This is a genomic window from Pseudarthrobacter sp. NIBRBAC000502771 (assembly GCF_006517215.1).
In the GTDB taxonomy this organism is placed as follows: Bacteria; Actinomycetota; Actinomycetes; order Actinomycetales; family Micrococcaceae; genus Arthrobacter; species Arthrobacter niigatensis.
Window position 1 is genome coordinate 4,231,158 of record NZ_CP041187.1, and the last position, 24,835, is coordinate 4,255,992.

Below are 24,835 nucleotides of genomic sequence, written 5' to 3' on the forward strand. Positions count from 1 at the left end.
CCCGGGGGCTGCATACCCCGCGGTCATGCGGGAAGCAGCATGGCGGCCGCGGCTCCGGCAAGCATGAACGGTCCGAACGGGATGGACGATTTCAAGGTCCCACGCCGGGCTGCCAGAAGGGTCAGGGACCACAGGCCGCCGAGCAGGAAAGCCAGGAAGGTTCCCGCGAACAGGTGCCCCCAGCTCAGGTAACCCAAGTACATGCCGAGCACTCCTGCCAGTTTGACGTCGCCGAACCCCATGCCCGGCGGGTACACAAAGCGGAGGACGAAGTAGAAGAGCCACAGGATTCCTGCCCCCGCCACCACGCGCACGGCCGGGGTGGAAAGGAAGCCGGTGCCGCCCCCCGCATCCGGAAGCGGGCTGGCCCAGGCGATGGCTGCTGCCGCCAGCAGGAGCACCCCGGCCACGCCATAGGACGGAAAGACGATCCGGTTGGGCAGGAGGTGGTGCCGGACGTCGATGATGGTCAGCCGGACCGCCATCACCGCGAAGTAGAGGCAGGCCGCCAGAACCAGCCAGAAGGCAAGCGGGGTGTGCTGCCAGAGTTCACCGAGTCGTCCGATCACCCCTCGGATGCTACTGGATCCCCCCATTCCCGCCGTAGCGCTGCCGCGTAAAATGTGGATATGTCGACCTGGGACTCCCGGCGCAGCCCGGCTCCGGACTCTCCTGCCGCCCCGGCGGACCTTGCCGCTGTGTTCCGGAACCTGTGCCGGTCCTCCCCCTGGAAGTGGCAGTCGCTGCGGTTCGAGTACTGGGACCAGGCCTTCGCCTCAGCCCCTGCCCCGGGTGCACCCTTCATCCGCGCCTGGCTGCGACGTCCGGGCGCGCTCCGCCTGGAAAGCCCTGAGCGGCTGATCCTCCACAGCACCACGGGCATTAACGATTCCCGCGACGTTTTCTATGTAAGCGCCACACGCAAATCCTGGCTCCTCCCTCCGCACCTGGTCACGCCCGTCTATGACGACCGCGGGCTGGTGCGGCGCCGCCCCGAGGCAGCCTACGGCGAGCCCGGCTTCGGCAACGGACGCTTCTCGGCCGCCCTGGATCCCGTGGAGCTTGCGGGCAACGCACCGGTGCCCATCGAATTTCCCGGCAGCAACGCGCTGGACATCCGGGAGGCGCGGTACGCCGACCACGAAGGCAGGCCAGTCCTTGAAGCCGTGGTGGTTCCCAACCCTGCGTACCGTCCCGCCGATCCTGCCGCTCCCTTGTGCCTGCCCGGCAAGTCCCTCCTCCGCGTGGACATGGACACCGGCGTCTGTGTGTCCAGCCAGTCGCTGGAAGCGGAAACGGAGGGATATGGCCACTGGATCCGGATCATCGCCGTGGACGAGTACATGCTGGATGACCTGTTCCTGGCCCAGTCCATGAACCTCACCGATGTCCGCCGGCACATCAGCTGGGACATACCGGCCTGAACGTGACAGGCTCCGTCCGCGCCCGTCGGCTAGGCTTCGCGGATGACCACGCTGAACACACTCTGGCCCCTGTTCGACCTCCGGCTGGCCACGCCCCGGCTGGAGCTCCGACCCATCACTGACCAGGACATCCCGGCGGCGGTCGCCGCCGCCCGCAGCGGCATCCACGAGGCCGCCAGGAACCCTTTCAGCACGCCGTGGACAGAACTGCCCGACGACGAGCTTGGCCCCAACATGGCCCGCTGGTACTGGCGCTGCCGCGGCGGGTTCACCCCCGAGGACTGGACGCTGCTCCTGGGCATCTGGCATGAGGGGCAGTTCATCGGGTGCCAGGATGTGGGTGCCAAGGAGTTTGCGGTCCGGAAGACCGTCACCACCGGCTCGTGGCTTAAGCAGTCCGTCCAGGGCCGCGGGCTGGGCAGGGAGATGCGTGCCGCCGTCGTGCTCTGGGCCTTTGACAGGCTGGGCGCCGAAGTGGCCGAGTCCGAAGCCGCGGCCTGGAACAGCGCTTCCCTGGGCGTCTCCCGTTCCCTCGGCTACGAACTGAACGGCACCACCCGCAGAGCCTGGGGCACCAAAGTCGAAACACTCCAGCACGTCCGCCTCACCCCGGAAACCTTCAACCGCCCCGACTGGGAGCTGCAGGTCGAGGGCCACGAGGCAGTGGCAAGGTTCCTTAAGGTGACTTGACTGCACGAGACCGGCCCAAGTCCTTCGCGTAGGAGCGCATCGCCGACCAGAGCGTTGCGCAGGTCGCCCAGCGACCGAAGCACCGCGCCGGGAGGTGTCTAAGCGACGGCGAAGGGCTTGGGGCGGACGTACCCAGCCACCGAAAGGCACGAAGGGCCGCGGCCCGGCGAACCCGGCCACGGCCCCTCACTAAGCGACCTACCCTTCGAGCAGTTCGGTGACCAGGGCTGCGATGGGCGAGCGTTCGGAGCGGGTGAGGGTGACGTGGCCGAAGAGGGGGTGTCCTTTCAGGGTTTCGACGACGGCGGCAATCCCGTCGTGGCGCCCCACGCGGAGGTTGTCGCGCTGGGCGACGTCGTGGGTGAGGACGATCTTGGAGTTCTGGCCCATGCGGCTCATGACCGTGAGGAGGACGTTCTTTTCGAGGGACTGGGCCTCGTCCACGATGACGAAGGCGTCGTGGAGGGAGCGTCCGCGGATGTGGGTGAGTGGCATGACCTCGAGCATGCCGCGGTCCATGACCTCCTCCACCACTTCCTGGCTGACCAGGGCCCCGAGGGTGTCAAAGACAGCCTGCGCCCACGGGTTCATCTTCTCGGACTCCGAGCCCGGCAGGTAGCCCAGCTCCTGGCCGCCCACCGCATAGAGGGGCCGGAAGACGATCACCTTGCGGTGTTCGCGCCGTTCCAGCACGGCCTCGAGGCCCGCGCAGAGGGCCAGCGCGGACTTGCCGGTGCCGGCCCGGCCACCGATGGACACGATGCCGACGCCGGGATCCATCAGCATATCGATGGCCAGGCGCTGTTCGGCGGACCGGCCGTGGAGGCCGAAGACGTCACGGTCGCCCTTGACCAGGCGCACCTGTTTGTCCGCGCCCACCCGGCCGAGTGCGGAGCCGCGGTTGGAGAGCAGCACCAGCCCGGTGTTGACGGGCAGTTCGGCGGCGGCGGGGATGAAGACGGGCTCGTGGCCGTAAAGGGTGGCGATCTCCTGTTCGTCCGCGTCGATTTCCGCGACGCCGGTCCAGCCGGAGTCCTTGACCAGCTCATTGCGGTACTCATCGGCCGTGAGGCCCATGGCGGAGGCCTTGACGCGCATGGGCAGGTCCTTGGAGACCACCGTGACGTTGCGCCCCTCGTTGGCCAGGTTCTTGGCCACGGCAAGGATGCGGCTGTCGTTGTCCCCGCTGCGGAACCCTAAGGGCAGCACCTCCGCGGAGATGTGGTTCAGCTCCACCATGAGGGTGCCGCCCTCGTCTCCGATGGGAAGGGGCTTGTTCAGGCCGCCGTGCTTGACCCGGAGGTCGTCCAGGAGGCGCAGGGCATTGCGGGCGAAGTATCCCAGTTCCGGATCGTGCCGCTTGGCTTCGAGCTCGGTGATGACGACGACGGGGACCACCACCTCATGTTCGGCGAACCGCAGGAGTGCCCGCGGGTCGGAGAGCAGGACGGAGGTGTCAATGACGAAGGTGTGGATGTCGGCTTCCCTTCCGGAGACAGCAAAACCGGCCGCAGCATCAGTTGCTGCGCCGGCCTCAGAGGTGGCTCGCTCGGCGCGAGAGGTAGCTTTTCCGCCCTGTCCAACAAGGACCTCGGGCAGTTGTTCAGAAGTAGCCACATCGACTCCAGCCCCGGGCGCCAGCCCGGAATTGTTATTGGTGAGGCGGCTCGGCCACGAGGCCGGGTCCGGCCTCCCATACAACCGGCGCGATGTTCCGCTCCATGTATTGGCCTCCCCGATCAGCCGGCGGTTTTGCCTGCTGATGGATATAACGTAAATCCACGGCGGCCCATTTCCGCAACTATTTGACGGCGATTTCTCCGGCGGATCTATGAACTCGTGATGAACCGGCTGTTTCAGGCGCCGAAGCGCCGCTGCCTGCCGGCGTAGTCCCGGAGGGCACGGAGGAAATCGACCTTGCGGAAGGCAGGCCACAAGGCCTCGCAGAAGTAGAACTCGCTGTAGGCGCTCTGCCACATCAGGAACCCGGAGAGCCGCTGCTCCCCCGATGTCCTGATGACCAGGTCAGGGTCGGGCTGGCCGCGCGTGTAGAGGAAGCGTGAGATGTCATCGACGCACAGGTCATCGGCGAGCTTGGAGATGTCCATGCCCTTGGCCACGGCATCATGGAGGAGTTCCCGGACGGCGTCGACGATCTCACGGCGCCCGCCGTACCCCACGGCCACGTTCACGTGGATTTTTTCCCGGACCGGGGTCCTGGCGGTGAGCTTGTTCAGCCTCTCGGCCAGGTAGTCCGGCAGCAGCTCCGGGGCACCCATGGCATGGACGGAAATATTGGCGTCTTCGTCCAGCCTGTCGAGGGTATTGGCGATGATGCCCATGAGGAGGTCCAGTTCCTCGCTGGAGCGGTTCATGTTGTCCGTGGAGAGCATGTACAGCGTCACCACTTTGACGCCCAGCTCCTGGCACCAGCCCAAGAACTCGTGGATCTTGTCCGCACCGGCCTGGTGCCCTTGGGCGGTGGGGGCGTTGAACTGCTTGGCCCAGCGCCGGTTGCCGTCCACCATGACACCGATGTGCCGGGGAATGCGGTCGCGGGGCAGATCCTTAAGCAGCCGGCGCTCGTAATAGCCATAGAGGAACCCGGGCAACTCCACGCGTCCACTCACCTGACTTTCCTGCCGTACGTACATCCACATCCTAGGCTACCGCCAGCCGTCCCCCGGGACAGGCGGCACGGAGCGAGAGAGGTTCGCAGGAAGTTACCCGGCGGTAACTTACCGGTCCGTAAGTTATTCTGGTGCCATGAACAGCGACTCTCCGCAGGCCTCCCCGGCACCCCGGCCGGAGGACAGGAACGCCGGTGCAGATCCGGAGCCCAGCGCAGTGGATGACGCCGCGGTCCGCCTGGCGGAACTGTTGATGATCAAACCGAAATGGCGCGGCTGGATCCACACGATCACGGCCCCGCTGGCACTGGCCGCCGGGATCCTCCTGGTTGCCCTTGCCCCCACCCCGGACCGGCGGATCACCACGGCCATCTACGCTGCCACGGGCGTCCTGCTCTTCGGAGTCAGCGCCGTCTACCACCGCGGCAATTGGTCCCCGCGGGTCAAGCTGGTCCTGAAGCGGCTGGACCACACCAACATCATGCTGGTGATCGCCGGAACCTACACTCCGCTGGCCTGGACCCTGCTGGAGCGGCAGCAGGCGGTGGTGCTGCTCTGGGTCATCTGGGCCGGAGCCATCCTCGGCGTCCTGTTCCGGCTGCTGTGGACCGACGCACCGCGCTGGCTCTACGTTCCCATCTACATCGCACTGGGCTGCGGTGCGCTCTTCTACCTGCCGCAGTTCTTCCAGGCCAGCATGCCGGCAGCCGTCCTGGTGTGCGTAGGCGGGGTCCTCTACATCACGGGCGCTGTGTTCTATGCATTGAAGAAGCCCAATTTCAGTTACCACCACTTCGGCTTCCACGAACTGTTCCACGCCTTGACAGTGCTTGCCTTCGCGGCCCACTTCGTGGCGATTGCCCTGGCGGTCCTTGCGTAGATTCGCCCGAACCGCCGCCGGGCCTTCCCTACTCGCGGGGCCGTGAAAGCCCGTCGGCGGGACCGGTTCCGTTGGCCTTCGGCGCTCCCTGGCGCGTGCCGCCGTCGAGCCCGTCCTGCGCGTCCGCGGCGTCGATGTCTGCCTCGGCAGCGGCCGCCAGGCGTTCTTCCTCCACCTGGGCGCGGTAGCGGACCCTGCGGATGCGGCGCACCATGTCCACGATGAGCAGGGCGGTGGCCACAACGAAGAACGCCGTCATGATGAAGCCCAGCAGGCCCGGCGTCACCTGGTCCTCGGAAATTCCGTCCCGGAGCGTCGGAGTGGGCAGCGGGCTCGGCGTGGTGGCCAGGCTCAAGAGCAGAGAATGCACGGTAAATACCTTCTGGTGGAACGGATGCAGCAGGTCGCGGAGGAAACGGCCCCTCGCCGCGCCTGTCTTCTACGCAAGATAGAAATAGCCTGCGTGTCTATCTTAGCCCGGCGAACAGGTCCTTCTCGGGGAGTTCGGAGGGCACCCGCGAGTGGATCAGGGAATAGTCCTCCCAGGGCCAGACCCTGCGCTGCATGTCCGGCGACACCGCAAAAAAGAACCCCAGGGGGTCCACCTGGGTGCGGTGGGCGCGCAGTGCGTCGTCGCGCATTTCAAAGAAGTCGCCGCAGTCCACCTGGGTGGTGGTGGGGTGCGCGGCAGGGGGTGGCGTGTGGCCCTCCGCATCCGACTCCAGCCAGGCCGCCAGGCGCTCCGCATAGGGAGACTGCAGCCCCGCCTCTTCGAGGGCAAAGTGCAGCGCCCGGAACCTTTCCGGGCTGAAGGCACGGTCGTAGTAGAGCTTGCTTGGCTCCCAGGCCTCCCCCGCCCCGGGGTAGCGTTCGGGATCGCCCGCTGCCTCGAACGCTTCCACGGCTACCCGGTGGGCCATGATGTGGTCCGGATGGGGGTAGCCGCCGTTCTCGTCATAGCTCAGGATTACGTGGGGCTTGAAGGACCGCACCAGTCGGACCAGGGGCGCCGCTGCCTGCTGGAGCGGAAGGGTGGCGAAGGATCCGGCGGGGAGCGGCGGAAGCGGGTCCCCTTCGGGGAGGCCGGAGTCAACGAAACCAAGCCACCGCTGCTTAATGCCCAGGATTGCGGCGGCCTGCTGCATCTCGAGCCTCCGGGCGCCGGCCATGTCCCTTTTGGGGTGCGGTACGCCTTCCATGGCGGGGTTCTGGATGTCACCGCGGGACCCGTCCGTGCAGGTTGCCACCAGGACGTCGACACCGGCTGACGCGTACATCGCCATGGTCGCAGCGCCCTTGCTGGATTCGTCGTCCGGGTGGGCGTGGACCGCGAGCAGCCGGAGCGGAACCTGGGAGTTGCTGGACGCTGTCATGGAGGGGACGGCTCCTTATTCGTTGTGCGCGGCTTGTGGCAGCTTATGGTTGTTGGTCGGGGTGCATCGGCCCGGGCGGCAGCCGCAGCCGCCGCGAAGAGCCCGGCGGAAAGGGCACTAAACTGGTCTGGTGACTTCCCCGGACCAGCCGGCCCAATCCGCGCCCGCAGACACTAGCCTAGCCAATCGGTATGGTGCTAAAAAGCGCCGGCTCTCCCCCAAAGCCGCCCGGACTGCGATCGGCGCCGCGCTCGTTGTCGGAATCGGCTTCCTGGCATGGGTGACCACTTCCAACTCGCTGTCAGGGGTGACGTACAAGGACGTGGGATACAGCACCACCGATGCCACGCTGGCGGAAGTGGACTTCCAGGTCACCAGGGAACCGGCCAACCCCGTCAAGTGTGCCGTGAAGGCGCTGGACTCCAAGTTCGCGGTGGTGGGCTGGAAGGTGGTGGACATTCCGCCGTCGGCAGCGGACAGGACGGCCGACGGCGGCAGGACAGTGGCCCAGCGCGTCACGTTGCGTACGGAGTCGGCGTCCGTGTCGGGCGTGGTGGACAGCTGCTGGATTCCCGCCGGAGCGTCGTAAAGGATGTGATGCGCGACGCTTGCTTGTTGGGTTATCTCCAGAGGATTGACTACAATGGAGAGATACCTTTACCCCGCTGAGCTGGTTACTGTTCCACAAGTGGCCACCGTGGCGGGGTCTTTTGCATGTAGGACCACTAGAGGAGAAGTCCGTGTCTACCACCAACAGCGCATCTGCAGCCTGGCTCACCCAGGAAGCTTTTGACCGCCTGAAGGCAGAGCTGGACCACCTTTCCGGCGCAGGCCGGGCGGAGATCGTCCAGAAGATTGAAGCAGCGCGGCAAGAGGGGGACCTCAAGGAAAACGGGGGCTACCACGCGGCCAAGGAGGAGCAGGGCAAGATCGAAGCCCGCATCCGCCAGCTCACGGTACTGCTCCGGGACGCCCACGTGGGTGAAGCGCCTGCCGATGACGGCATCGTGGAGCCCGGCATGATCGTGGTTGCCAGGATTGCCGGCGATGAGGAGACGTTCCTGCTGGGGTCGCGCGAAATCGCGGGCGACTCTGACCTGGATGTCTTCAGCGAGAAGTCTCCCCTCGGTGCGGCCATCCTGGGACACAAGGAGGGCGAGACCCTCAGCTACGTTGCGCCCAACGGCAAGGACATCAAGGTGGAGATTCTCTCCGCCAAGCCCTACGCCGGCTAAAACCGCCAGGACCGGCACGAAGCCGGTCCTGCAGAGAGCGGCGGCCGTCCCCCACCAGGGGACGGCCGCCGCTTTTATGTGCGCACGGTGTGCCGTGGGGAGGCGGGACCGGAGTCAGGCCTCCCGCGGAAGCACGGGGACACGGGGACGCAGCAGCAGCGCCGCCACTACTCCGCCGGCAGCGCCACCCAGGTGCGCCTGCCAGCTGACATAGCCCGCTACAAAGGGAAGGGCGCCCAGCAGGATGCTTCCATAGCCCATGAAGAGGACAACTGCGAGCAGTATCTGCCGCCAGCTGCGGTTGAAGAACCCACGGACCAGGAGGAAGGCAAAGAGCCCGAAGACAAGCCCGGATGCGCCCACCGTGACACCGTCGCCGATGAGCCAGACGGCCACTCCGCTGCCGAGCCAGCTGAAGGCCAGCGCCGTGAGGAAGACCCGCAGCCCGGAAAGGAAGACCAGGAACCCGAAGATGACCAGGGGCAGGCTGTTGGACAGCAGGTGGTTCAGGTTGGCATGCAGCAGCGGGAAGGTGAAGATGTCCAGCAGCCCGTCGGCGCTCCTGGGCCGCAGCCCGAAGGTGCGTGTAAGGGCGCCCAGCATCATCGTGTTCACCACTTCGATGGCGAACAGGAGTGCCACGAATCCGCCAAGCACCAGCAGTCCGGCTTTGGCGCGCGTCGCGATTGTCTGCCGGTCCGGGCCGCGCCCGCTGCTCCCCAGTCCGTTACCCAGCCCGGCCATGGCCGTTCCTAGTGCACGACAATCGGCTGGAAACCCTCGGCGCGAAGTGCACTGAGGACCTGCTCGCCATGCTGGTGGCCCTTGGTTTCGAGGTTTACGGTGATGGAGACATCGCCCATGCTGATGGAGCCGCCCACCCTCGTGTGGTCCAGGCCGGTGACGTTGGCGTCGTTTTCGGCGATGATGCGGGCGATGGTTGCCAGCGAACCGGGGCGGTCGTCGAGCATCATCCGCACGGTCATGTAGCGTCCGGCTGCGGAAAGGCCGCGCTGGATGACTTTCAGCATCAGCATCGGGTCGATGTTTCCCCCGGAAAGGACCACCACGGTGGATCCGGGGTTTTCAATCTTGCCGTCCATGAGTGCGGCGACACCCACTGCCCCGGCGGGTTCCACCACCATCTTGGCCCGCTCGAGCAGGAAGATCAGGGCGCGGGCCAGGGAGTCTTCACTGACGGTGACCACATCGTCAACCAGTTCGCGGATGATGCTGAAGGGCAGCTGTCCCGGACGTCCCACGGCGATGCCGTCCGCCATGGTGGAGACCTTCTTCAGGGGCACCAGCGCGTCAGCGGCGAGTGAGGGCGGGTAGGCGGCGGCGTTCTCCGCCTGGACGCCGATGATGCGGATCTCCCGGCCGAGTTCCCTGGCGCGGGCCTTGATGGCGACAGCGACTCCTGCCAGGAGCCCGCCGCCGCCCACGCCCATGAGGACCGTGTCGACGTCGGGGACCTGCTCCAGGATTTCCAGGCCTACGGTCCCCTGGCCTGCCACGACGTCCACATTGTCGAACGGGTGGACAAAGACCATGCCGGTTTCATCGCTGTAGCGCTGGGCTTCGGCGAGCGCCTCGTCCACGTTGTGCCCGTGCAGGATGACTTCGGCGCCATGGCTCCGGGTGGCGGCGAGCTTGGGCAGCGCCACGCCCAGCGGCATGTAGATACGGGCTTTGATGCCAAGGCTTTTGGCGGCAACGGCAACGCCCTGGGCGTGGTTGCCGGCTGAAGCTGCCACGACGCCCCGCTTTTTCTCTTCCGGGGAGAGCCGGGCCATGCGGACGTAGGCGCCCCGGACCTTGAAGGAACCGGCACGCTGCAGGTTTTCGCACTTGAAATGGACGTCGCCGCCCACCATTCCTCCCAGTGCCCGGGACGATTCAACGGGGGTGCGCGCAATGATCCCGTCAAGCAGCTTCTGCGCCTCAAGGACATCGTCCAGTGTGACGGGAAGGGTTTCAAGGATCTTCACGGACTACTCTCCTCTGGGTTTTGCCCCGGTGCCCTCCGGAGAGGCGGCGCGGGCATCACGGTGCTCGGATGACGTGCCGGTTTCCGGGCCGTTCCCGGCGTCGGATGCAGTTGGCGGTTCAACGTCCTCGATGGTGTTGTCCCCGCCCGCTCCGGCTGTGATGGGCCTCCCGGCGATTACCGGCACTTGTTCATGTTCCCACGTTCTGGCGGCAATGTAGCGAACGGCCGAGTTTGCTACGGCGAGAATCGGCACGGAGAACAGCGCGCCGGGAATGCCCGCGAGGTACGAGCCTGCCGCAACGCTGAGGATCACGGCGACCGGATGGAGCGACACTGCCTTGCCCATGACCAGGGGCTGCAGGATGTGGCCCTCGAGCTGCTGGACCAGCAGGACGATGCCCAGCATGATCAGGGCATTCACGGGACCGTTGGCCACCAGGGCCAGGAGGACGGCTACGACGCCGGTCACCAGGGCGCCCACCACGGGGATGAAGGAGCCGAGGAACACCAGCACACCCAGGGGAAGAGCGAGCGGGACGCCGATGATGGCGGCGCCCACACCGATGCCCAGCGCGTCGACGGCGGCCACGAACATCTGGATGCGGGCGTAGCTGACCATGGATGCCCAGCCCTTGTGGCCGGCACCGAAGGTTGCTGCCCGGGCCTTGCGGGGAAGCATCCTGACCAGGAAGGCCCAGATCCGGTCCCCCTCCAGGAGGAAGAAGATCAGGATGAACAGCGAGAGCAGCATGCCGGCGGCGAAGTGTCCGGCAGTGCTGCCAAAGGACAGGGCGCCGCTGAGGATGCTGCTGCTGTTGTTCTGCAGTGCGTCGGTGGCGTCCTTGACGTACTGGTCGATCTGGGTGGCGGTCAGGTGCAGGGGCCCGCTGGACAGCCAGTCCTGGACCTGCCGGACGCCTTCGAGGGCTTGGGAATAGAGTTCGCCGAAACCGACCGCCAGCTGCCTGCCCACCAGTGCCAGCGCGCCGGCGATGACGCCGATGAAACCGATCACGGTCACTGCGACGGCCAGTCCTGCGGGCAGCCCGCGGCGCTTCAGCCATGACGTGACTGGGCTGAGCAGCCCGGCAAGGAGTGCGGCCACCATGATGGGAATAATCAGGAGGGTGATGTGGCTGAGCAGCCACACCAGCGTCCCGGCCATCAGGAGGATCAGGCCCAGCCGCCACGACCAGGAGGCGGCGATGCGGATGCCGTACGGGATGTCCTTGTCCAGTTCACGGTCGGTGAGGACCCGCAGGGGGGCCGCGGCGGTGGCAGGTGCCGGCACCGGGGGCACCGGTGCTGGATGGGCAAAGGTAACGTCGTCCTCTTGTGGCGTCATGTACCAATACTTCCCCAGCGCCGCTCCAATGGGAAACTACTGCCCTGCCGTGCCGGGGGTGTAGTCGATTCCCCATTCCATGCTGAAGGACTCCCCCGGCGCCAGCCACCGAAGGCCCTCGCCGGAGTTGAAGGCATTGGCCGGTCCCGTCATCGGCTCCACGGCGACCGCCCGCGTCCGGCCCGGATAGACCGTGCTCACGAAGACGTGGACGTACTGGCAGGATTCGTCCTGCCAGAGCGAGACGCTGCTGCCGTCACCCGCGGCCAGGGTATGCCTGGCCACACCGTCCTCAAAGCGGAGGTCCGTCAGGGCTACGTCCACCGCAAGGTCCGCGATCTGCCGGCCGGCCCGGAAATCAACGTCCCCGTCCACCGGAGCGGCACTGCGCGGGATGAGGCGCTCATCGGTTACCAGGCGGGTCCCGGCAGACACTGTCAACTGCAGGTCCCCGGTCGGAGTGTCACCGACCCGCAGGTAGGGGTGCGCGCCGAGGACGAAAGGTGCGGCCGCCGCACCGTCATTGGTGAGTGTCTGCCGGACCTGCAGCCCCAGGTCTTCCGAAAGCTGGTACTCCACCCGGTGCCGCACCAGGAACGGGTAGCCGTGCTGCGGAAACACGGTGGCCTCCAGCGCCACAGCGTGCGGGGATTCCCCGACCGGGACGTAGCCGGCATTTCGAAGCAGGCCGTGGCTGGCGTTGTTCCGGGACACTTCCGTGATGTCCAGTTGTTGCTTCTTGCCGTCGAGGAACCATTGTCCGCCCTCCACCCTGTTGGCCCAGGGAGCCAGCGTGATGCCGGCCCCGCCCGGTGCAATCTCGTCATCGCCGTAGGTCTCGGTCAGGAGGACCCCGCCCCGGCTGAACGAACGGAGGCCGGCGGCGAGTTCGGTCACTACGGCTACGGCGTCGCCGCGGCGGAGCTCGAATTGCCGGCCTGTGGCACAGGGCCGGGCTGGGGCGGGGGCTGTGGCTTCCCCTTCGGAAAAGGCAGTCATGGGGATTACCGTACAACGGGCGGCCGGGTACCTCCATCCCGCCACTCTGTTACTTTTTGTTCTTAACTATTCATTCTTGATCGTTTATGCCACACTTTTTTCATGACAGGGATCACCAGCACCAATCTCTCCGACGGCCGGGAGCTGTTCTACTTCGACGACGCCGGCACCAGCGTCCCACGTGCGGCTCACTTGACGACCGACCACCGCGGCCTGCCGCCACGGGCGGAACCCGGCGAAGTGCGTTTCGACGCACTGACCGACGAATGGGTGGCCATCGCAGCGCACCGCCAGGCCCGTACCCACCTGCCGCCGGCGGACCAGTGCCCCATCTGCCCCACCACCCCCGGGAATGCTTCCGAAATCCCTGCCGCCGACTATGACGTGGTGGTCTTCGAAAACCGGTTCCCCTCCTTGGGACCGGCGCTGGGACCGATTCCGGAGGATGCCGCCTGGGGAACCAAGGGCCCTGCCTATGGCCGCTGCGAGGTGGTGTCCTTCACCCCGGACCACACCGGGGCCTTCAGCGGGCTGAGCCAGGAGCGGTCCAGGACCGTGGTCGAGGCGTGGGCGCAGCGCACCGCTGCCCTTAGCGCCATGGCGGGCATCCAGCAGGTGTTTCCGTTCGAGAACCGCGGCGCGGACATCGGCGTGACCCTGCACCATCCGCACGGACAGATTTACGCCTACCCCTACGTCACGCCGCGCGCCGGTGTCCTGGGTGCCGCGGCCCGGAGGTACTACGACGCCAAGGACGGCCGGGATACCCTCACCGGCTCGCTGCTCCGCGCTGAGCGGGAGGACGGCAGCAGGATGGTGGTGGAAGGAAAGCACTTCAGCGCCTATGTACCCTTCGCTGCCCGGTGGCCGCTGGAGATCCATCTGGTTCCGCACCGCCAGGTCCCCGACCTCGCCGCATTGGGCGGGGAGGAGAAGGATGAACTGGCCCATGTCTACCTGGACCTGCTCAAGCGGGTTGACGCCCTGCATCCCACCCCCACCCCGTACATCTCGGCGTGGCACCAGGCGCCGCTGGACGCGGTCCTGCGCCCGGCGGGCTACCTCCACCTCCAGCTGACATCCCCGCGCAGGGCAGCCGATAAGCTGAAGTACCTGGCCGGGTCGGAAGCGGCGATGGGCGCCTTCATCAACGACACCACCCCCGAAATCGTGGCGGAACGGCTGCGCACCGTTGCCGTCCCGCCGTCGTCCACGCCTGCTGCCGCCCTTGCGGCCACCACGGAAGGAGTGCATGCGTGAGCCCCCAAAACCACCCCGATGCCGGAGCCGCCGCGCCACGGGAGCTGGCGGCCCGTTTTGAACAGGAGTTCGGCGCCGCTCCCGACGGCGTGTGGCAGGCGCCGGGGCGGGTGAACCTCATCGGCGAACACACAGACTACAACGAAGGCTTCGTGCTGCCCTTCGCCATCGACCGCACCGCCAGGGTGGCCGTGGCAGCCCGGCCCGACTCCGCCGTCCGCCTGTTGTCGACCTACGGCGACCAGGGCCTGGTCACCACCTCGCTGGAGTCACTTCAGCCCGGAACCGCCAAGGGATGGACCAAATACCCCCTGGGCGTCATATGGGCCCTCCGGGAACGGGGCCTCGACGTCCCGGGCGTGGACCTGCTCCTCGACTCGAACGTCCCGCTGGGTGCGGGCCTGTCGTCGTCGCACGCCATCGAATGCGCTGTCATCACCGCGCTCAACGACCTCACCGGCGCCGGGCTGGCAGCCGAGGACATGGTGCTGGCGACCCAGCGCGCGGAGAACGACTTTGTGGGTGCGCCCACCGGAATCATGGACCAGTCCGCGTCCCTGCGCGGCTCAAAGGGCCATGCAGTCTTCCTGGACTGCCGGGACCAGGCGGCGCGCCTGGTCCCGTTTGAAACCGAACCCGCAGGCCTGGTGCTCCTGGTGATCGATACCAAGGTGTCGCACTCCCACGCCGACGGCGGCTACGCCTCACGGCGGGCATCGTGCGAGCTCGGCGCCGAGGTCATGGGGGTGAAGGCCCTGCGGGACCTGGAGGTAGCGGACCTTGAGGAGGCAAGCGGGCTGCTGGACGAGGTCACGTTCCGCCGGGTGCGTCACGTGGTCACCGAGAACCGCCGGGTGCTCCAGGCCGTGGAGCTGCTGGGCGGCCCCGGCCCAAGCGCCATCGGCCCCCTGCTGGACGCCAGCCATGCATCCATGCGGGACGACTTTGAGATTTCATGCCCTGAACTGGACTTGGCCGTGGACACCTCCCGGGCCAACGGTTCCATCGGGGCCCGTATGACCGGCGGCGGGTTCGGCGGGGCAGCCATTGCCCTCACGCCGGTGGAAGCCGAACAAAAGGTGCGTGACGCCGTCGTGAAGGCTTTCGCGGACGCCGGGTTTGCGGTCCCGGACATCTTCACGGTTTTCCCTGCAGCCGGAGCCATGCGCATCGCCTAGGCGGGCTTCGCGTTAAATGGCCGTGGGCCCCACCGGTTCGGTGGGGCCCACGTCCTTTGGAGTACGACGGCGGAAGTTGCCGGGGTGCCTAGTCGTCGCCGCGCAGGATGGCCAGCAGGCGGATGATCTCCACGTACAGCCAGACCAGCGTGACCGTGAGGCCGAACGCTGCCGTCCAGGAGAACCGCTGCGGGGCGCCGCTGCGGACGCCCGCCTCGATGCTGGTGAAGTCCATGATCAGCGAGAAGGCGGCGAGGCCGATGGCCAGCAGGCCGATGAAGACGCCCAGCGGGATGCCGAAGATCTCGACGGAGGTGCGCAGGCCGAACGGGCTCTGCACGGCGCCTGTCCACATCATGACCATGTTGATCAGCGCGAACACGGCATAGCCGATAAGGGCGATCATGAAGAACCGCATGGCCTTCGGGGTGGCCCGGACCTTGCCGCTCTTGAAGAGGACCAGGGTCACGGCGAACACCGAGAGTGTGCCAATCACGGCCTGCAGCCCGACACCGGGGAACATGCCGTCCAGGATCCGGGTCAGGCCGCCCAGGAACAGGCCCTCCAGGGCAGCGTAGGCCAGGATCAGCGCCGGCGAGGGCTGCTTCTTGAAGGTGTTGACGAGTGCCAGGACGAACCCGCCCAGGGCACCGACGAGCATCAGCAGGGAAGCCAGCCCCTGCGCCACCACCAGGGTGACTGCTGCGCCGGCGATCACCGCGGCGAGGCAGGCGGCGGTCTTCATGATGACGTCGTCGAACGTCATCCGGCCGGTGTCCGCGGGCCCTGCCGACGGCTGGCTGTACATCTGCCGCAGCTGTTCGTCCGTCATGCTCTGCGGCTGGGTGCCCCAGCCCTGCTGGGGATACGGCTGCTGGCCGTAGGGTACCTGGCCGTACGGCTGCTGGCCGTAGGAAGCGCCATAGGGAGCCTGCGGGACAGGCGGTGCCTGGGTGGCTCCACGGAAACTCTTTCCGTTGAAGATCGGGTTGCCGCCAAGTGCCATTGCGGGATTCCTCCATGTGGGTGTGGGTGATGAGCTTTTTGTTACGCTACCAATTCCCACGTGGGGGGCGACGCGAAAGTTCCCATGGGGCCCGGTTGCAACCGAACCGTGACCGTTGCCACGGTTGGTGCCCGGGCCCCATCAGGAGGGCTAACCCACGCCCAGGTACGCCTCCTTGATGGAGGGGTCCTCCAACAGCTGCCTGCCGGTGCCGCTGTGGGTGATCTCCCCCGTCTCGAGCACGAATGCCCGGTGTGCTCCGGCCAGGGCCTGGTTGGCGTTCTGCTCCACCACAAGGACGGTGGTTCCCTGGTTGTTGATCTCCTTGATGATCTTGAAGATCTGGCGGATGAACTGTGGCGCAAGGCCCATGGAGGGCTCATCGAGCAGCAGCAGTTTCGGGTTGGACATAAGGGCCCTGCCGATGGCAAGCATCTGCTGCTCACCACCGGACATGGTTCCCCCGTACTGCTTCTCCCGCTCCTTCAACCGCGGAAACAGGTCGAAGACCCGGTCCAGGTCCTTGGGCACTCCACTTCTGTCCTTCCGCCCGAACGTTCCCATGTCGAGGTTTTCCATGACGGTCATGCCAGGGAAGATGCCGCGTCCTTCCGGGGCCTGGGAGATTCCGTGCACCACCCGGATGTGGGCCTTCATCTTGGTAATGTCCTGGCCCTCGAAAGTGATCCTGCCCTCGGAGCAGTTCAGCAGGCCCGAGATGGTCCGCATGGTGGTGGTCTTGCCGGCACCGTTGGCACCGATCAGCGCCACCACTTCGCCTTCGTCGACGGTGAAGGAGATGTCCCTGAGGGCCTGGATGCGGCCGTAGTGGACTGAAACTCCCGCAAGTTCAAGCAACGTCATCTTCAGGCTCCCCTAGGTAAGCAGCAATAACACGCGGGTCTTCACGGATTTCGCGGGGCAGTCCGTCCGCGATCTTCTTCCCGAATTCCAGCACGACGATCCGGTCGGTCACGCCCATGACGAGTTTCATGTCGTGCTCAATCAGCAGCACGGTGTAGCCCTCGTCCCTGATGGTGCGGATGAGGGCCATCAGTTCCTCTTTTTCGGCCGGGTTGAAGCCGGCTGCGGGCTCGTCCAGGCAGAGGACCTTCGGGTCAGTTGCCAGGGCCCGGGCAATCTCAAGCCTGCGCTGGTAGCCGTAGGGCAGCTGCCGGGACAGGACATGGGCATGGCTGCCGATGCCCACGAAGTCCAGCAGGGCCATGCCGCGCTCGATGGCCGACTTTTCCTCCTTGATGTGGGTGGGCAGGCGCAGCAGCGCTCCGCCGACGCTGGTCCGGTGCCGCGCGTCCAGGCCCACCACCACATTTTCCAGCGCGGTCATCTCACCGAACAACCGGATGTTCTGGAACGTGCGGGACAGGCCCAGCCGGGTGATCTTGTGCTGCTTGATGCCGTTCAGGACCTGCCCCTCCAGCACCACTTTTCCGCTGGTGGGCTTGTACACGCCGGTCATGGCATTGAAGCAGGTGGTCTTCCCGGCGCCGTTGGGCCCGATGAGGCCCAGGATCTCACCGCGCTTGATGTTGAAACTGATGTTGTCCAGGGCCACCAGGCCGCCGAACTTGATGGTCAGGTTCTGCACCTCCACGATGTTGTCGCCCACCTTGACCGCGATGTCGCGGTCCGGGGCCACCTTCTCAGCCAGTTCCTGGTCCACGCCGGCCTCGGCAAGGGCGTCCATGTCCAGCTCCGGCGCGATCGGTGCCACCGAATCTTCCTGAACCTGGCCGGCCTGGTCCGCGCTGTGCCGGCCCGGGCTTTGCTGCGCCGGCTGCTCCTCGACCCTGCCGGAGCCCGCGTGCCTTTCCTCGGAGCTCATGCCTCCGCTCCTCTCTGTCCGGCCACCGGTGCTTCGGGGCCGGCCGGTGGATTGTGTTTGTCTTTCGGCGCCGAACCTTCACGGCTGGTGACCTTGTTCAGCGCCGTCCTGCCGTAGGCAAGCAGCCGCTGCCGCGCGGGCAGGAGCCCTTGGGAGCGGAAGATCATGATCAGCACCAGCGCGATCCCGAAGATCAGGTACTTGTACTCGGCGATGGCCGTGAACCTCAACGGGATGTAGCTGACCAGCGCTCCACCCAGGATGGCGCCCACCTTATTGCCGGCACCGCCCAGGACGACGGCGGCGAGGAACAGGATGGAGGTGGTGACGTCGAACTTCTGGTTGTTGACGAACCCCACCTGCCCGGCGAAGAGTGCACCGGAAAGCCCGCCGACTGCAGCGCCGATGGCGAAAGCCCACACCTTGTACTTGAAGGTGGGAACACCCATGATTTCCGCCGCGTCCTCATCTTCGCGGATGGCAATCCAGGCGCGGCCCACCCGGCTGCGTTCCAGGTTGCCCACCAGGAGGGTGACGATGATGATGATGGTCAGGGTCAGCCAGTACCAGGGCACACCGTTTGAGTTGGAGAAGATCGGCGTTCCGTCGGCACCGTCACCCGGCGGGTGGCCGACGTTCTGGAATCCCACCTGGCCCTTCATCGCAGGAATGATGGTGGCCAGGATGCGGATGATCTCCCCGAAGCCGAGCGTCACGATGGCGAGGTAGTCGCCCCTGAGCCGGAGTGTAGGCACGCCCAGCATGACACCGAAGAACATGGTGACTGCCATGGCCACCGGAAGCGTCCAGAGGTAAGGGATGTGCAGGTAGGGCGAATCCGGGCTGGTGAGCATGGCGGCAACGTACGAGCCCACCGCAAAGAAGGCGACGTACCCAAGGTCCAGTAGGCCGGCGTATCCGACCACCACGTTGAGGCCGACGGCGATGAGCGCGAACCGGGCCATATCGAAGCAGGCCAGCGCGAAGTTGTTGCCGGGCTCCGTGGTGATGATGGGCGGGTTGAGCAGCGGAAGCAGGTAGGCCAGTACCACGACAACCACCAGGAAGGCCCACTGCTGCTGGCGGGACAGGGCGTGCCAGCGGTCCGAAAGGTAACCGGACCTGCGCTTTCCGCTTGGGCGGTGGTCGCTCTTGCCTGCGGCTTTCTCGGAAGCTTCACGTTCCTCGGCTGCCTGCTGGGCTGCAGCTGTCTGCAGCGGCGTGGGGCCGTCCGTCATACTCATGCTTTGCTCCTTCCAAGGGAGGTGCCCAGGATGCCTTCAGGCCGCAGCAGCAGCACGAGCACCAGCACCACGAACGCCACGACGTCGGTCCACTGCGAGTTGCCCAGCAGGATCTGGCCGTAGTTGCCGATCAGGCCAAGCAGCAGGCCGCCCAGCAATGCCCCCCGGACGTTGCCGATGCCGCCGAGCACCGCGGCGGCAAAGGCCTTGATGCCCAGGACGAAGCCACCGCTGTACTGGACACCGGACGGAATTTTCATGACGTAGAACAAGGCGGCGGCTCCTGCGAGGAGGCCTCCGATGACGAAGGTGGTAATAATGATCCGCTCTTTGTTGACGCCCATCAATGTGGCGGTGTCAGGATCCTGGGCAACGGCCCGGATGCCGCGGCCGGTGCGGGACTTGCTGATGAACCTGTCGATGCCCACCATCATGATCACGGCGGCGATGATGATCACCAGCTGCTGCGAATCGATGATGGTGCCGAAGACGTCGAAAATGGGGGTGGGCCGGAACATGGTCAGGGCCAGTTCGGGGCTGGGACCGCGCCAGAGGTAAATGAGGTACTGGATGGTGAAGGAAGCACCAATGGCGGTGATCAGGAAGACCAGGCGGGGCGCGTTCCGTTGCCGCAGGGGCTTGTAGGCGATCCGCTCCAGCAGGAACGCTGTTACGGCGGATGCCAACATGGCCAGAACCAGCGCCAACAGCAGGTTCAGGATGATGGCCCAGATGTCGAGCCTGGGAGCTGAGGGGCCGAAGCCAAGGCTGCTGAGGGTAAAGAAAACGGCGTAGCAGCCAACGATGAACACTTCCGAGTGCGCGAAGTTGATCAGGTTCAGGACGCCGTAAACCAGGGTGTACCCCAGCGCCACGAGCGCATAGATGGCCCCGAAGGTAAGGCCGTCAAAGGTGGCACTCCAGAAGTTCTGGGCCAGGGACGGTATGTCGAAGGTGATCCAGTCGTTTTCCGTCGGGAGTAGTGGGACAAGAGAGGGAAGCATGGGAACATCCTGATCCAGTTGCACGCGGCCTTGTGGGCCCGGCCGTGGGACTTGTGTCTATTGACGTTGCTTGGTCCTGGGCTGCGCCAAGCGAAGAAAAGGCTGTGGGGGCCCGCTGATGCTGGCCCCCACAGCCGGTTCATGCGTGGTTGCTAGTCCCCAATGGGACCGACCGGAACGATCTTTCCGTTCTCCACCTTGTAGCCGTAAACCGTGGGGGCCTGGAGCTCGCCCTTGGCATCCCACTTGTAGTGCTTGCTGAGTCCGTCCTTGTCATAAGCCTTGACCCAGGCCAGCAGGTCAGCACGGCTCTGCTTGCCGGCGTCGATACCGGACAGGAGGACGGTTGCGGCGTCGTAGCCTTCGATGGAGTACGTTCCGGGCTCGGCTCCCTTGGAAACGTCCTTGTAGGCCGATGCGAATTCCGGAATCAGCTCACCCGGGAGGCACGGGCAGGTGAAGTACGCGTTGTTGGACGCGTCACCGGCCTGCTTGATGAACTGGTCGTCCTTGACGCCATCAGGTGCCACGAACGTTCCGGTGAAGCCCTTTCCAACCAGCTGCTGGTCGAACGGGGCGCCCTCGGCGTAGTACCCGGAGTAGAACACCGCGTCTGCCTTGGCATTCATGATCTTGGAGATGACCGCCGAGAAGTCCTTCTGCCCTGTGGTCACCTTTTCCGTCCCGGCAAGGGCACTGCCCAGGCCGGCGGAAGTGGAGGTTCCCAGGCCGATGCCGTAGTCGGAGTCATCCTGGACCAGGTACACCTTCTTCGCGCCGAGCTTCCCGGTGAGGAACTTGGCGGCTGCGGGGCCCTGGACGGCGTCATTGCCGAGGCCCCGGAAGAACGTGGTCCAGCCGTTGCCGGTGAGGCCGGGGTTGGTGGCCGACGGGGTGATGTGGACAAGGCCCTTCTGCTCGAAGATGTTGCCCGTGGCCTTGGATTCACCGGAGAACGGCAGGCCGATCACACCCACGATGTCAGACTCGCTCACCAGCTGGGTAACGGGGCCGGTGGCCTTGTTGGGGTCACCTTCAGTGTCGAACTTCTTGAACTGGACCTGGCACCCCGGGTTGGACTTGTTGTGCTGGTCGATGGCCAGCTGGATGCCGTTGAAGATGTTGACGCCGAGCTGGGCATTGGGGCCGGTCTGCGCGCCTGCGTAGGCGAGAGTGGTGGTCGAGGGGCAGGTCGCCTTCCCGTCGCCGGCAGGCTTTACCGCACCGGCAGGGACATCGACTTTCGAAATGGCGGGGATGTTCACCTTGCCGGACGAGCCTGAGCTTTCCGTGGTGCCGGGGCCCGCCTGGTTGGCACAGGCCGACAGCAGCATGCTGAATGTGGCTGCTGCTGCCAACGAGGTGAGGACTTTCTTTCGGTACATTTGTCTGCCTTCCGAAACAGGGCCATGCGATGCGCGTGCGGATCAATGGGGCGCTTCGGCGCCCGGAATGGGACCAGGAATTCCTGATTTAGGTTCAAGCTAGTGCATAGACAGCAGCGAAACTGAGTGACAGAGGTCACAGCCTTATAACAGTCGTTGCCTATGCGGAATTAAACGCAGGAAGCCGCCTGCTGTGCAGGCGGCTTCCCGGTGTGCAAACCCTCAGGGCGCCGGAAGGAACAAGGTGTACCCCAGGTGGGACTCGAACCCACAACACGCGGATTTTAAGTCCGCTGCCTCTGCCAATTGGGCTACTGGGGCGCCGGGTCCATGGTACCTGCCCGGGACGCGTTGGCTGGAAACGCCGACGGCGGCCGTTCCCTGCAAAGGGGACGGCCGCCGTCGGACGGTGTCAAGCGTGGTGGAACAAATGCGCTACTTGGCGTTGGCCGCCACGGTTTCCTTGGGAGCGGCGGTGGCCGTGGCGCTGGAGCCGCCAGCCGGCACTGCTGCGGGCGCAGCGGCTGGCTTGGGGGCGGGAGTGGCCGCCGAGACGAAGGCACCGCGCGGGTTGTCCAGGTCCATCAGCTGCGTGGTGTCGCGTCCGGCGAAGAAGCCGATGATCCAGTTCAGGATGACGCGGAACTTGCGCTCCACCGTGGGCATGGCCATGCCGTGGTAGCCGCGGTGGGCCAGCCAGGCGAGGCCGCCCTTGAGCCCGATCCGGCCCAGCAGGTTGATGTTGGCAACACCCTTCCACTCGCCGAAGCCGGCCACTGCACCAAGGTTCTTGTGCTTGTAGTCCGCCAGGGGCTTGTCCCAGCGGGAAGCCCACAGGTTCTTGGCGAGGCGCTTGGCCTGGCGCAGGGCGTGCTGGGCGTTGGGGACGCAGGTTCCGTCCGGCAGGCCCTTGCCCGTGAGGTCTGGAACTGCGGCGATGTCGCCGGCTGCCCAGGCGTTCTCCACGATGCCTTCGTCGCCTGCGATGCGCAGGTCCGGCAGGACGCGGACGCGGCCGCGGGGCTCGAGCGGGAAGTCGGTGGAACGCACCATCGGGTTTGCCTGCACGCCGGCGGTCCACACCAGGGTGTCTGCCTCGAACTCCTGGGCAGGGGTCTTGTCCGGAAGGTTGATCAGCTTCAGGGTGCCTTCGGCGCTGTCCAGCGAGGTGTTCAGCAGGACCTCGATGCCGCGGCTGCGCAGGTGCTCAACCACCCAGTCGGCCTGCTTGGCGGTGACCTCGGGCATGATGCGGCCCATGGCTTCGACCAGGACGAAGCGGACTTCCTCCTGCTTGATGCGGGGGTTGTTGCGCACGGCGGCGCGGGCGAGGTCTTCCATTTCCGTGATGCACTCGATGCCGGCGAAGCCGCCGCCGACCACCACGAAGGTGAGCGCCCGGGCGCGTGCCGCGGGGTCCGTCATGGTGGAGGCAACCTCGATGCGCTCCAGGAGCTTGTTGCGCAGGGCAACAGCTTCCTCGATGGTCTTCAGGCCGATGCCCTTGTCCGCCAGGCCCTTGATGGGGAACGTGCGGGTGATGGCGCCGGCTGCGAGGACGACGTCGAAGTAGGGAACCTCGAAGTTCTCGCCGCCGTCGGCAGGAGCCACCACAGCCGTCCGGTTGACGTGGTCGATCGACGTGACGCGGCCCTGGATGAGCTCGGTCTGCTTGAGGTGCTGGCGGTGGGAGACCACTGCGTGGCGGGCTTCGATGTTGCCACCTGCCACCTCGGGGAGGAAGGGCTGGTAAGTCATGTAGGGCAGGGGATCAACGACGGTGACGATGCCACCTGCATTCGCGATCTTCTTCTGCAGTTTCAGTGCTACGTACAGGCCGACGTACCCGCCGCCGACGACGAGTACCCTGGGACGGTCCTGGAGCTGTGGGGTGGTTGCCATTGTTCAAGGATACAGGAGTTTGTGAAAATCTTCACTAGCCGTCGGACGCCTCCGTAACCTGCTGGTTCCGGGGTGCTTGCACGCTTTCCATCACCCCGGTATCCGGTTCTTCAACGGCCAGGGAGCCGTTGCGGGCAGCCCTGCGGAGCTGGATGGCAGCGGCCGCGATGATCACCACGAAAAGGACGGCAAAACCGATCACGACGGCGGCGCCAATGGCGCTGTCCCGCTGTGACGGGGCCTTGGCGGCGGGAACGGTGGCTTCCGGCAGCGTGGGTGCGGCGCTGGGCACTGGCGTCGCGGTTGGGAGCGGGGCTGCAGGCGCGGCGTTGCCGCGCCGGTGCACGCGGATCCACTCGGCGATGGTGCCCAACGGATTGACGGTGGCCTCCGGGACGTCGGCCTTGAGCGCCGCCTCGGCATTGAGGATCCCGTAGCCGTACAACGGATCCTTGCCCGGGGCCCCGGCGTCCTGGGCGGTGGAGACGATCCTGTTGATGACCTGTTCGGCGCTCATGTCCGGCCACTTGGACCGGATCAAGGCGGCCACGCCGGCCACGATGGGGGTGGATCCGGACGTACCGGCCCATTCCGCGTAGCCGCCGCCGGGGAGGCCGCCGAGGAGGTTCTCGGCGGGTGCAGCCACCCCGATGCTGATGCCCTGCGATGACGCGTCCACGCTGGCCACGTTCTTGCGGTCCAGGCCGGCGACGGTGAGCACGCCGGGAATGGTGGCCGGGGCGCCTACCTGGGTGTTGCCGCCTACCCGGTTTCCGGCGGCGGCTACGATGACCACGTCCTTCTGTTCGGCGTAAAGGAAGGCGGCATCCCAGCTTTGCGGCCATTGCGGCGTGGTGCTGCCGAGCGAGATGTTGATGACCTTGGCGCCGTTGTCCACCGCCCAGCGCACCGCCTCCGGAATCTGGTCCTGGTCGCTTTTGCCGGACGGGTTGGCCGAACCGAGCCAGGTTGAGACGGAGAGCAGCTGCGCTTCGGGTGCCACGCCCATGATGCCGTCCGGAGGAACGGCCGGTCCCGGGCTGGGACTGGGACTGGCGCTGGCGGGTTGGTGCCCGCGCCCAGCCAGCATGGTGGCTACGAGGGTGCCGTGTTCCGGCTTGGAGCCGACGCTCTTCTGGCCGTCCGGCTGGCCCGAGCCGGACGCGTCGTAGCCGCCCACAACGGAGCCTTTCAGGTCCGGGTGCTGGGCATCGATGCCGCTGTCGATGACAGCCACTTTCACGCCCGCGCCCTTCGACACCTCCCAGGCCTTGGTGATGCCCGAGTCCGCCAGCCAGTACTCCTTGTCCCGCCATTCGTCGGCACGCGCGGACGGGGCGGTAAACAGGCCGGCACAGAGGCAGCAGGCGGCCAGGAGGACCGCCACTGCGGCGGCCACGGCACGGGAGACAAGCGGGGTTGAAGCTGGGGTGGAATGCAT

24 protein-coding genes and 1 tRNA gene are annotated in these 24,835 nt (G+C 66.1%); 7 read left to right on the forward strand and 18 right to left on the reverse strand.

Annotation, left to right across the window (positions count from 1 at the left end; all coding sequences use genetic code 11):
• Nucleotides 1–23: 23 nt before the first annotated feature.
• Nucleotides 24–569, reverse strand: coding sequence for an A24 family peptidase (locus NIBR502771_RS19590; RefSeq protein ID WP_141161174.1), 546 nt, complete (start codon nt 567–569; stop codon nt 24–26).
• A gap of 60 nt (nt 570–629) precedes the next feature.
• Here NIBR502771_RS19590 and NIBR502771_RS19595 point away from each other — a divergent pair, with 60 nt between their 5' ends.
• Nucleotides 630–1,424 (forward strand): hypothetical protein, encoded by a 795-nt coding sequence (locus tag NIBR502771_RS19595; protein WP_141161175.1) that lies wholly within the window; start codon nt 630–632, stop codon nt 1,422–1,424.
• 42 nt (nt 1,425–1,466) lie between these two features.
• Complete coding sequence (locus NIBR502771_RS19600; protein WP_141161176.1) at nt 1,467–2,114, forward strand: GNAT family N-acetyltransferase; 648 nt, start codon at nt 1,467–1,469, stop codon at nt 2,112–2,114.
• Nucleotides 2,115–2,312: 198 nt separating this feature from the next.
• Here the strand turns inward: NIBR502771_RS19600 and NIBR502771_RS19605 are convergent, their stop codons facing one another.
• The gene (locus NIBR502771_RS19605) at nt 2,313–3,731 is read right to left on the reverse strand and encodes a PhoH family protein (RefSeq protein WP_141161177.1); all 1,419 of its coding nucleotides are present in this window, start codon (nt 3,729–3,731) and stop codon (nt 2,313–2,315) included.
• A 239-nt stretch (nt 3,732–3,970) separates the two neighbouring features.
• The gene (locus tag NIBR502771_RS19610; protein ID WP_141161648.1) at nt 3,971–4,732 is read right to left on the reverse strand and encodes an isoprenyl transferase; all 762 of its coding nucleotides are present in this window, start codon (nt 4,730–4,732) and stop codon (nt 3,971–3,973) included.
• A gap of 148 nt (nt 4,733–4,880) precedes the next feature.
• Between NIBR502771_RS19610 and NIBR502771_RS19615 the strand changes: the two genes are divergently transcribed.
• Nucleotides 4,881–5,624, forward strand: coding sequence for a hemolysin III family protein (locus tag NIBR502771_RS19615; protein ID WP_371706609.1), 744 nt, complete (start codon nt 4,881–4,883; stop codon nt 5,622–5,624).
• A gap of 28 nt (nt 5,625–5,652) precedes the next feature.
• Here NIBR502771_RS19615 and NIBR502771_RS19620 read toward each other — a convergent pair whose 3' ends face one another.
• Entirely contained in the window at nt 5,653–5,994 is a 342-nt protein-coding gene (locus NIBR502771_RS19620; protein WP_141161178.1) for a hypothetical protein, read from the reverse strand.
• Between the two features lie 97 nt (nt 5,995–6,091).
• Nucleotides 6,092–6,997, reverse strand: coding sequence for a mycothiol conjugate amidase Mca (gene mca / locus NIBR502771_RS19625; RefSeq protein ID WP_141161179.1), 906 nt, complete (start codon nt 6,995–6,997; stop codon nt 6,092–6,094).
• A 130-nt stretch (nt 6,998–7,127) separates the two neighbouring features.
• Between mca and NIBR502771_RS19630 the strand changes: the two genes are divergently transcribed.
• Together NIBR502771_RS19630 and greA are read left to right on the forward strand one after the other, a co-directional pair.
• Nucleotides 7,128–7,586, forward strand: a complete 459-nt coding sequence (locus tag NIBR502771_RS19630; RefSeq protein WP_141161180.1) for a DUF4307 domain-containing protein — start codon at nt 7,128–7,130, stop codon at nt 7,584–7,586.
• Nucleotides 7,587–7,737: 151 nt separating this feature from the next.
• On the forward strand, nt 7,738–8,232 hold the full coding sequence (greA, locus tag NIBR502771_RS19635) for a transcription elongation factor GreA (RefSeq protein WP_141161181.1): 495 nt from the start codon (nt 7,738–7,740) through the stop codon (nt 8,230–8,232).
• A 114-nt stretch (nt 8,233–8,346) separates the two neighbouring features.
• Here the strand turns inward: greA and NIBR502771_RS19640 are convergent, their stop codons facing one another.
• From NIBR502771_RS19640 to NIBR502771_RS19655, 4 genes are read right to left on the reverse strand one after another with little or no spacing between them, the layout of a single operon-like run.
• The gene (locus NIBR502771_RS19640; RefSeq protein WP_141161182.1) at nt 8,347–8,976 is read right to left on the reverse strand and encodes a rhomboid family intramembrane serine protease; all 630 of its coding nucleotides are present in this window, start codon (nt 8,974–8,976) and stop codon (nt 8,347–8,349) included.
• 8 nt (nt 8,977–8,984) lie between these two features.
• Nucleotides 8,985–10,223: a threonine ammonia-lyase gene (gene ilvA, locus NIBR502771_RS19645; protein WP_141161183.1), complete on the reverse strand. Its 1,239-nt coding sequence runs from the start codon at nt 10,221–10,223 to the stop codon at nt 8,985–8,987.
• Nucleotides 10,224–10,226: 3 nt separating this feature from the next.
• Entirely contained in the window at nt 10,227–11,570 is a 1,344-nt protein-coding gene (locus NIBR502771_RS19650) for an AI-2E family transporter (protein ID WP_210411266.1), read from the reverse strand.
• A 36-nt stretch (nt 11,571–11,606) separates the two neighbouring features.
• Entirely contained in the window at nt 11,607–12,569 is a 963-nt protein-coding gene (locus tag NIBR502771_RS19655; protein WP_141161184.1) for an aldose 1-epimerase family protein, read from the reverse strand.
• Between the two features lie 102 nt (nt 12,570–12,671).
• On the opposite strand from NIBR502771_RS19655, the gene galT reads away from it, so the two are divergent.
• Both galT and galK read left to right on the forward strand, forming a co-directional pair.
• Complete coding sequence (gene galT, locus NIBR502771_RS19660; RefSeq protein ID WP_141161185.1) at nt 12,672–13,829, forward strand: galactose-1-phosphate uridylyltransferase; 1,158 nt, start codon at nt 12,672–12,674, stop codon at nt 13,827–13,829.
• On the forward strand, nt 13,826–15,007 hold the full coding sequence (gene galK, locus NIBR502771_RS19665) for a galactokinase (RefSeq protein ID WP_210411269.1): 1,182 nt from the start codon (nt 13,826–13,828) through the stop codon (nt 15,005–15,007). The genes galT and galK overlap by 4 nt, the downstream gene beginning before the upstream one ends.
• A gap of 88 nt (nt 15,008–15,095) precedes the next feature.
• Here the strand turns inward: galK and NIBR502771_RS19670 are convergent, their stop codons facing one another.
• The 9 genes from NIBR502771_RS19670 to NIBR502771_RS19710 form a co-directional block, all read right to left on the reverse strand.
• A complete protein-coding gene (locus NIBR502771_RS19670; protein WP_141161186.1) occupies nt 15,096–16,013 on the reverse strand; it encodes a Bax inhibitor-1/YccA family protein in 918 nt (305 codons plus the stop codon).
• Between the two features lie 150 nt (nt 16,014–16,163).
• Nucleotides 16,164–16,871, reverse strand: a complete 708-nt coding sequence (locus tag NIBR502771_RS19675) for an ABC transporter ATP-binding protein (protein WP_370871405.1) — start codon at nt 16,869–16,871, stop codon at nt 16,164–16,166.
• A complete protein-coding gene (locus tag NIBR502771_RS19680; RefSeq protein ID WP_141161188.1) occupies nt 16,864–17,859 on the reverse strand; it encodes an ABC transporter ATP-binding protein in 996 nt (331 codons plus the stop codon). Before NIBR502771_RS19680 ends, NIBR502771_RS19675 begins: the two co-directional genes overlap by 8 nt.
• Nucleotides 17,856–19,103 carry a branched-chain amino acid ABC transporter permease gene (locus NIBR502771_RS19685; RefSeq protein WP_141161189.1) on the reverse strand — a complete coding sequence of 416 codons (1,248 nt, stop codon included), beginning with the start codon at nt 19,101–19,103 and terminating at the stop codon, nt 17,856–17,858. Before NIBR502771_RS19685 ends, NIBR502771_RS19680 begins: the two co-directional genes overlap by 4 nt.
• The gene (locus NIBR502771_RS19690; protein ID WP_141161190.1) at nt 19,100–20,107 is read right to left on the reverse strand and encodes a branched-chain amino acid ABC transporter permease; all 1,008 of its coding nucleotides are present in this window, start codon (nt 20,105–20,107) and stop codon (nt 19,100–19,102) included. The genes NIBR502771_RS19685 and NIBR502771_RS19690 overlap by 4 nt, the downstream gene beginning before the upstream one ends.
• A gap of 152 nt (nt 20,108–20,259) precedes the next feature.
• Entirely contained in the window at nt 20,260–21,492 is a 1,233-nt protein-coding gene (locus tag NIBR502771_RS19695; RefSeq protein ID WP_141161191.1) for a branched-chain amino acid ABC transporter substrate-binding protein, read from the reverse strand.
• Nucleotides 21,493–21,739: 247 nt separating this feature from the next.
• Nucleotides 21,740–21,813 (reverse strand) — tRNA-Leu (locus tag NIBR502771_RS19700).
• 114 nt (nt 21,814–21,927) lie between these two features.
• Complete coding sequence (locus NIBR502771_RS19705) at nt 21,928–23,394, reverse strand: NAD(P)/FAD-dependent oxidoreductase (protein ID WP_141161192.1); 1,467 nt, start codon at nt 23,392–23,394, stop codon at nt 21,928–21,930.
• A gap of 34 nt (nt 23,395–23,428) precedes the next feature.
• Complete coding sequence (locus NIBR502771_RS19710) at nt 23,429–24,835, reverse strand: S8 family serine peptidase (RefSeq protein ID WP_141161193.1); 1,407 nt, start codon at nt 24,833–24,835, stop codon at nt 23,429–23,431.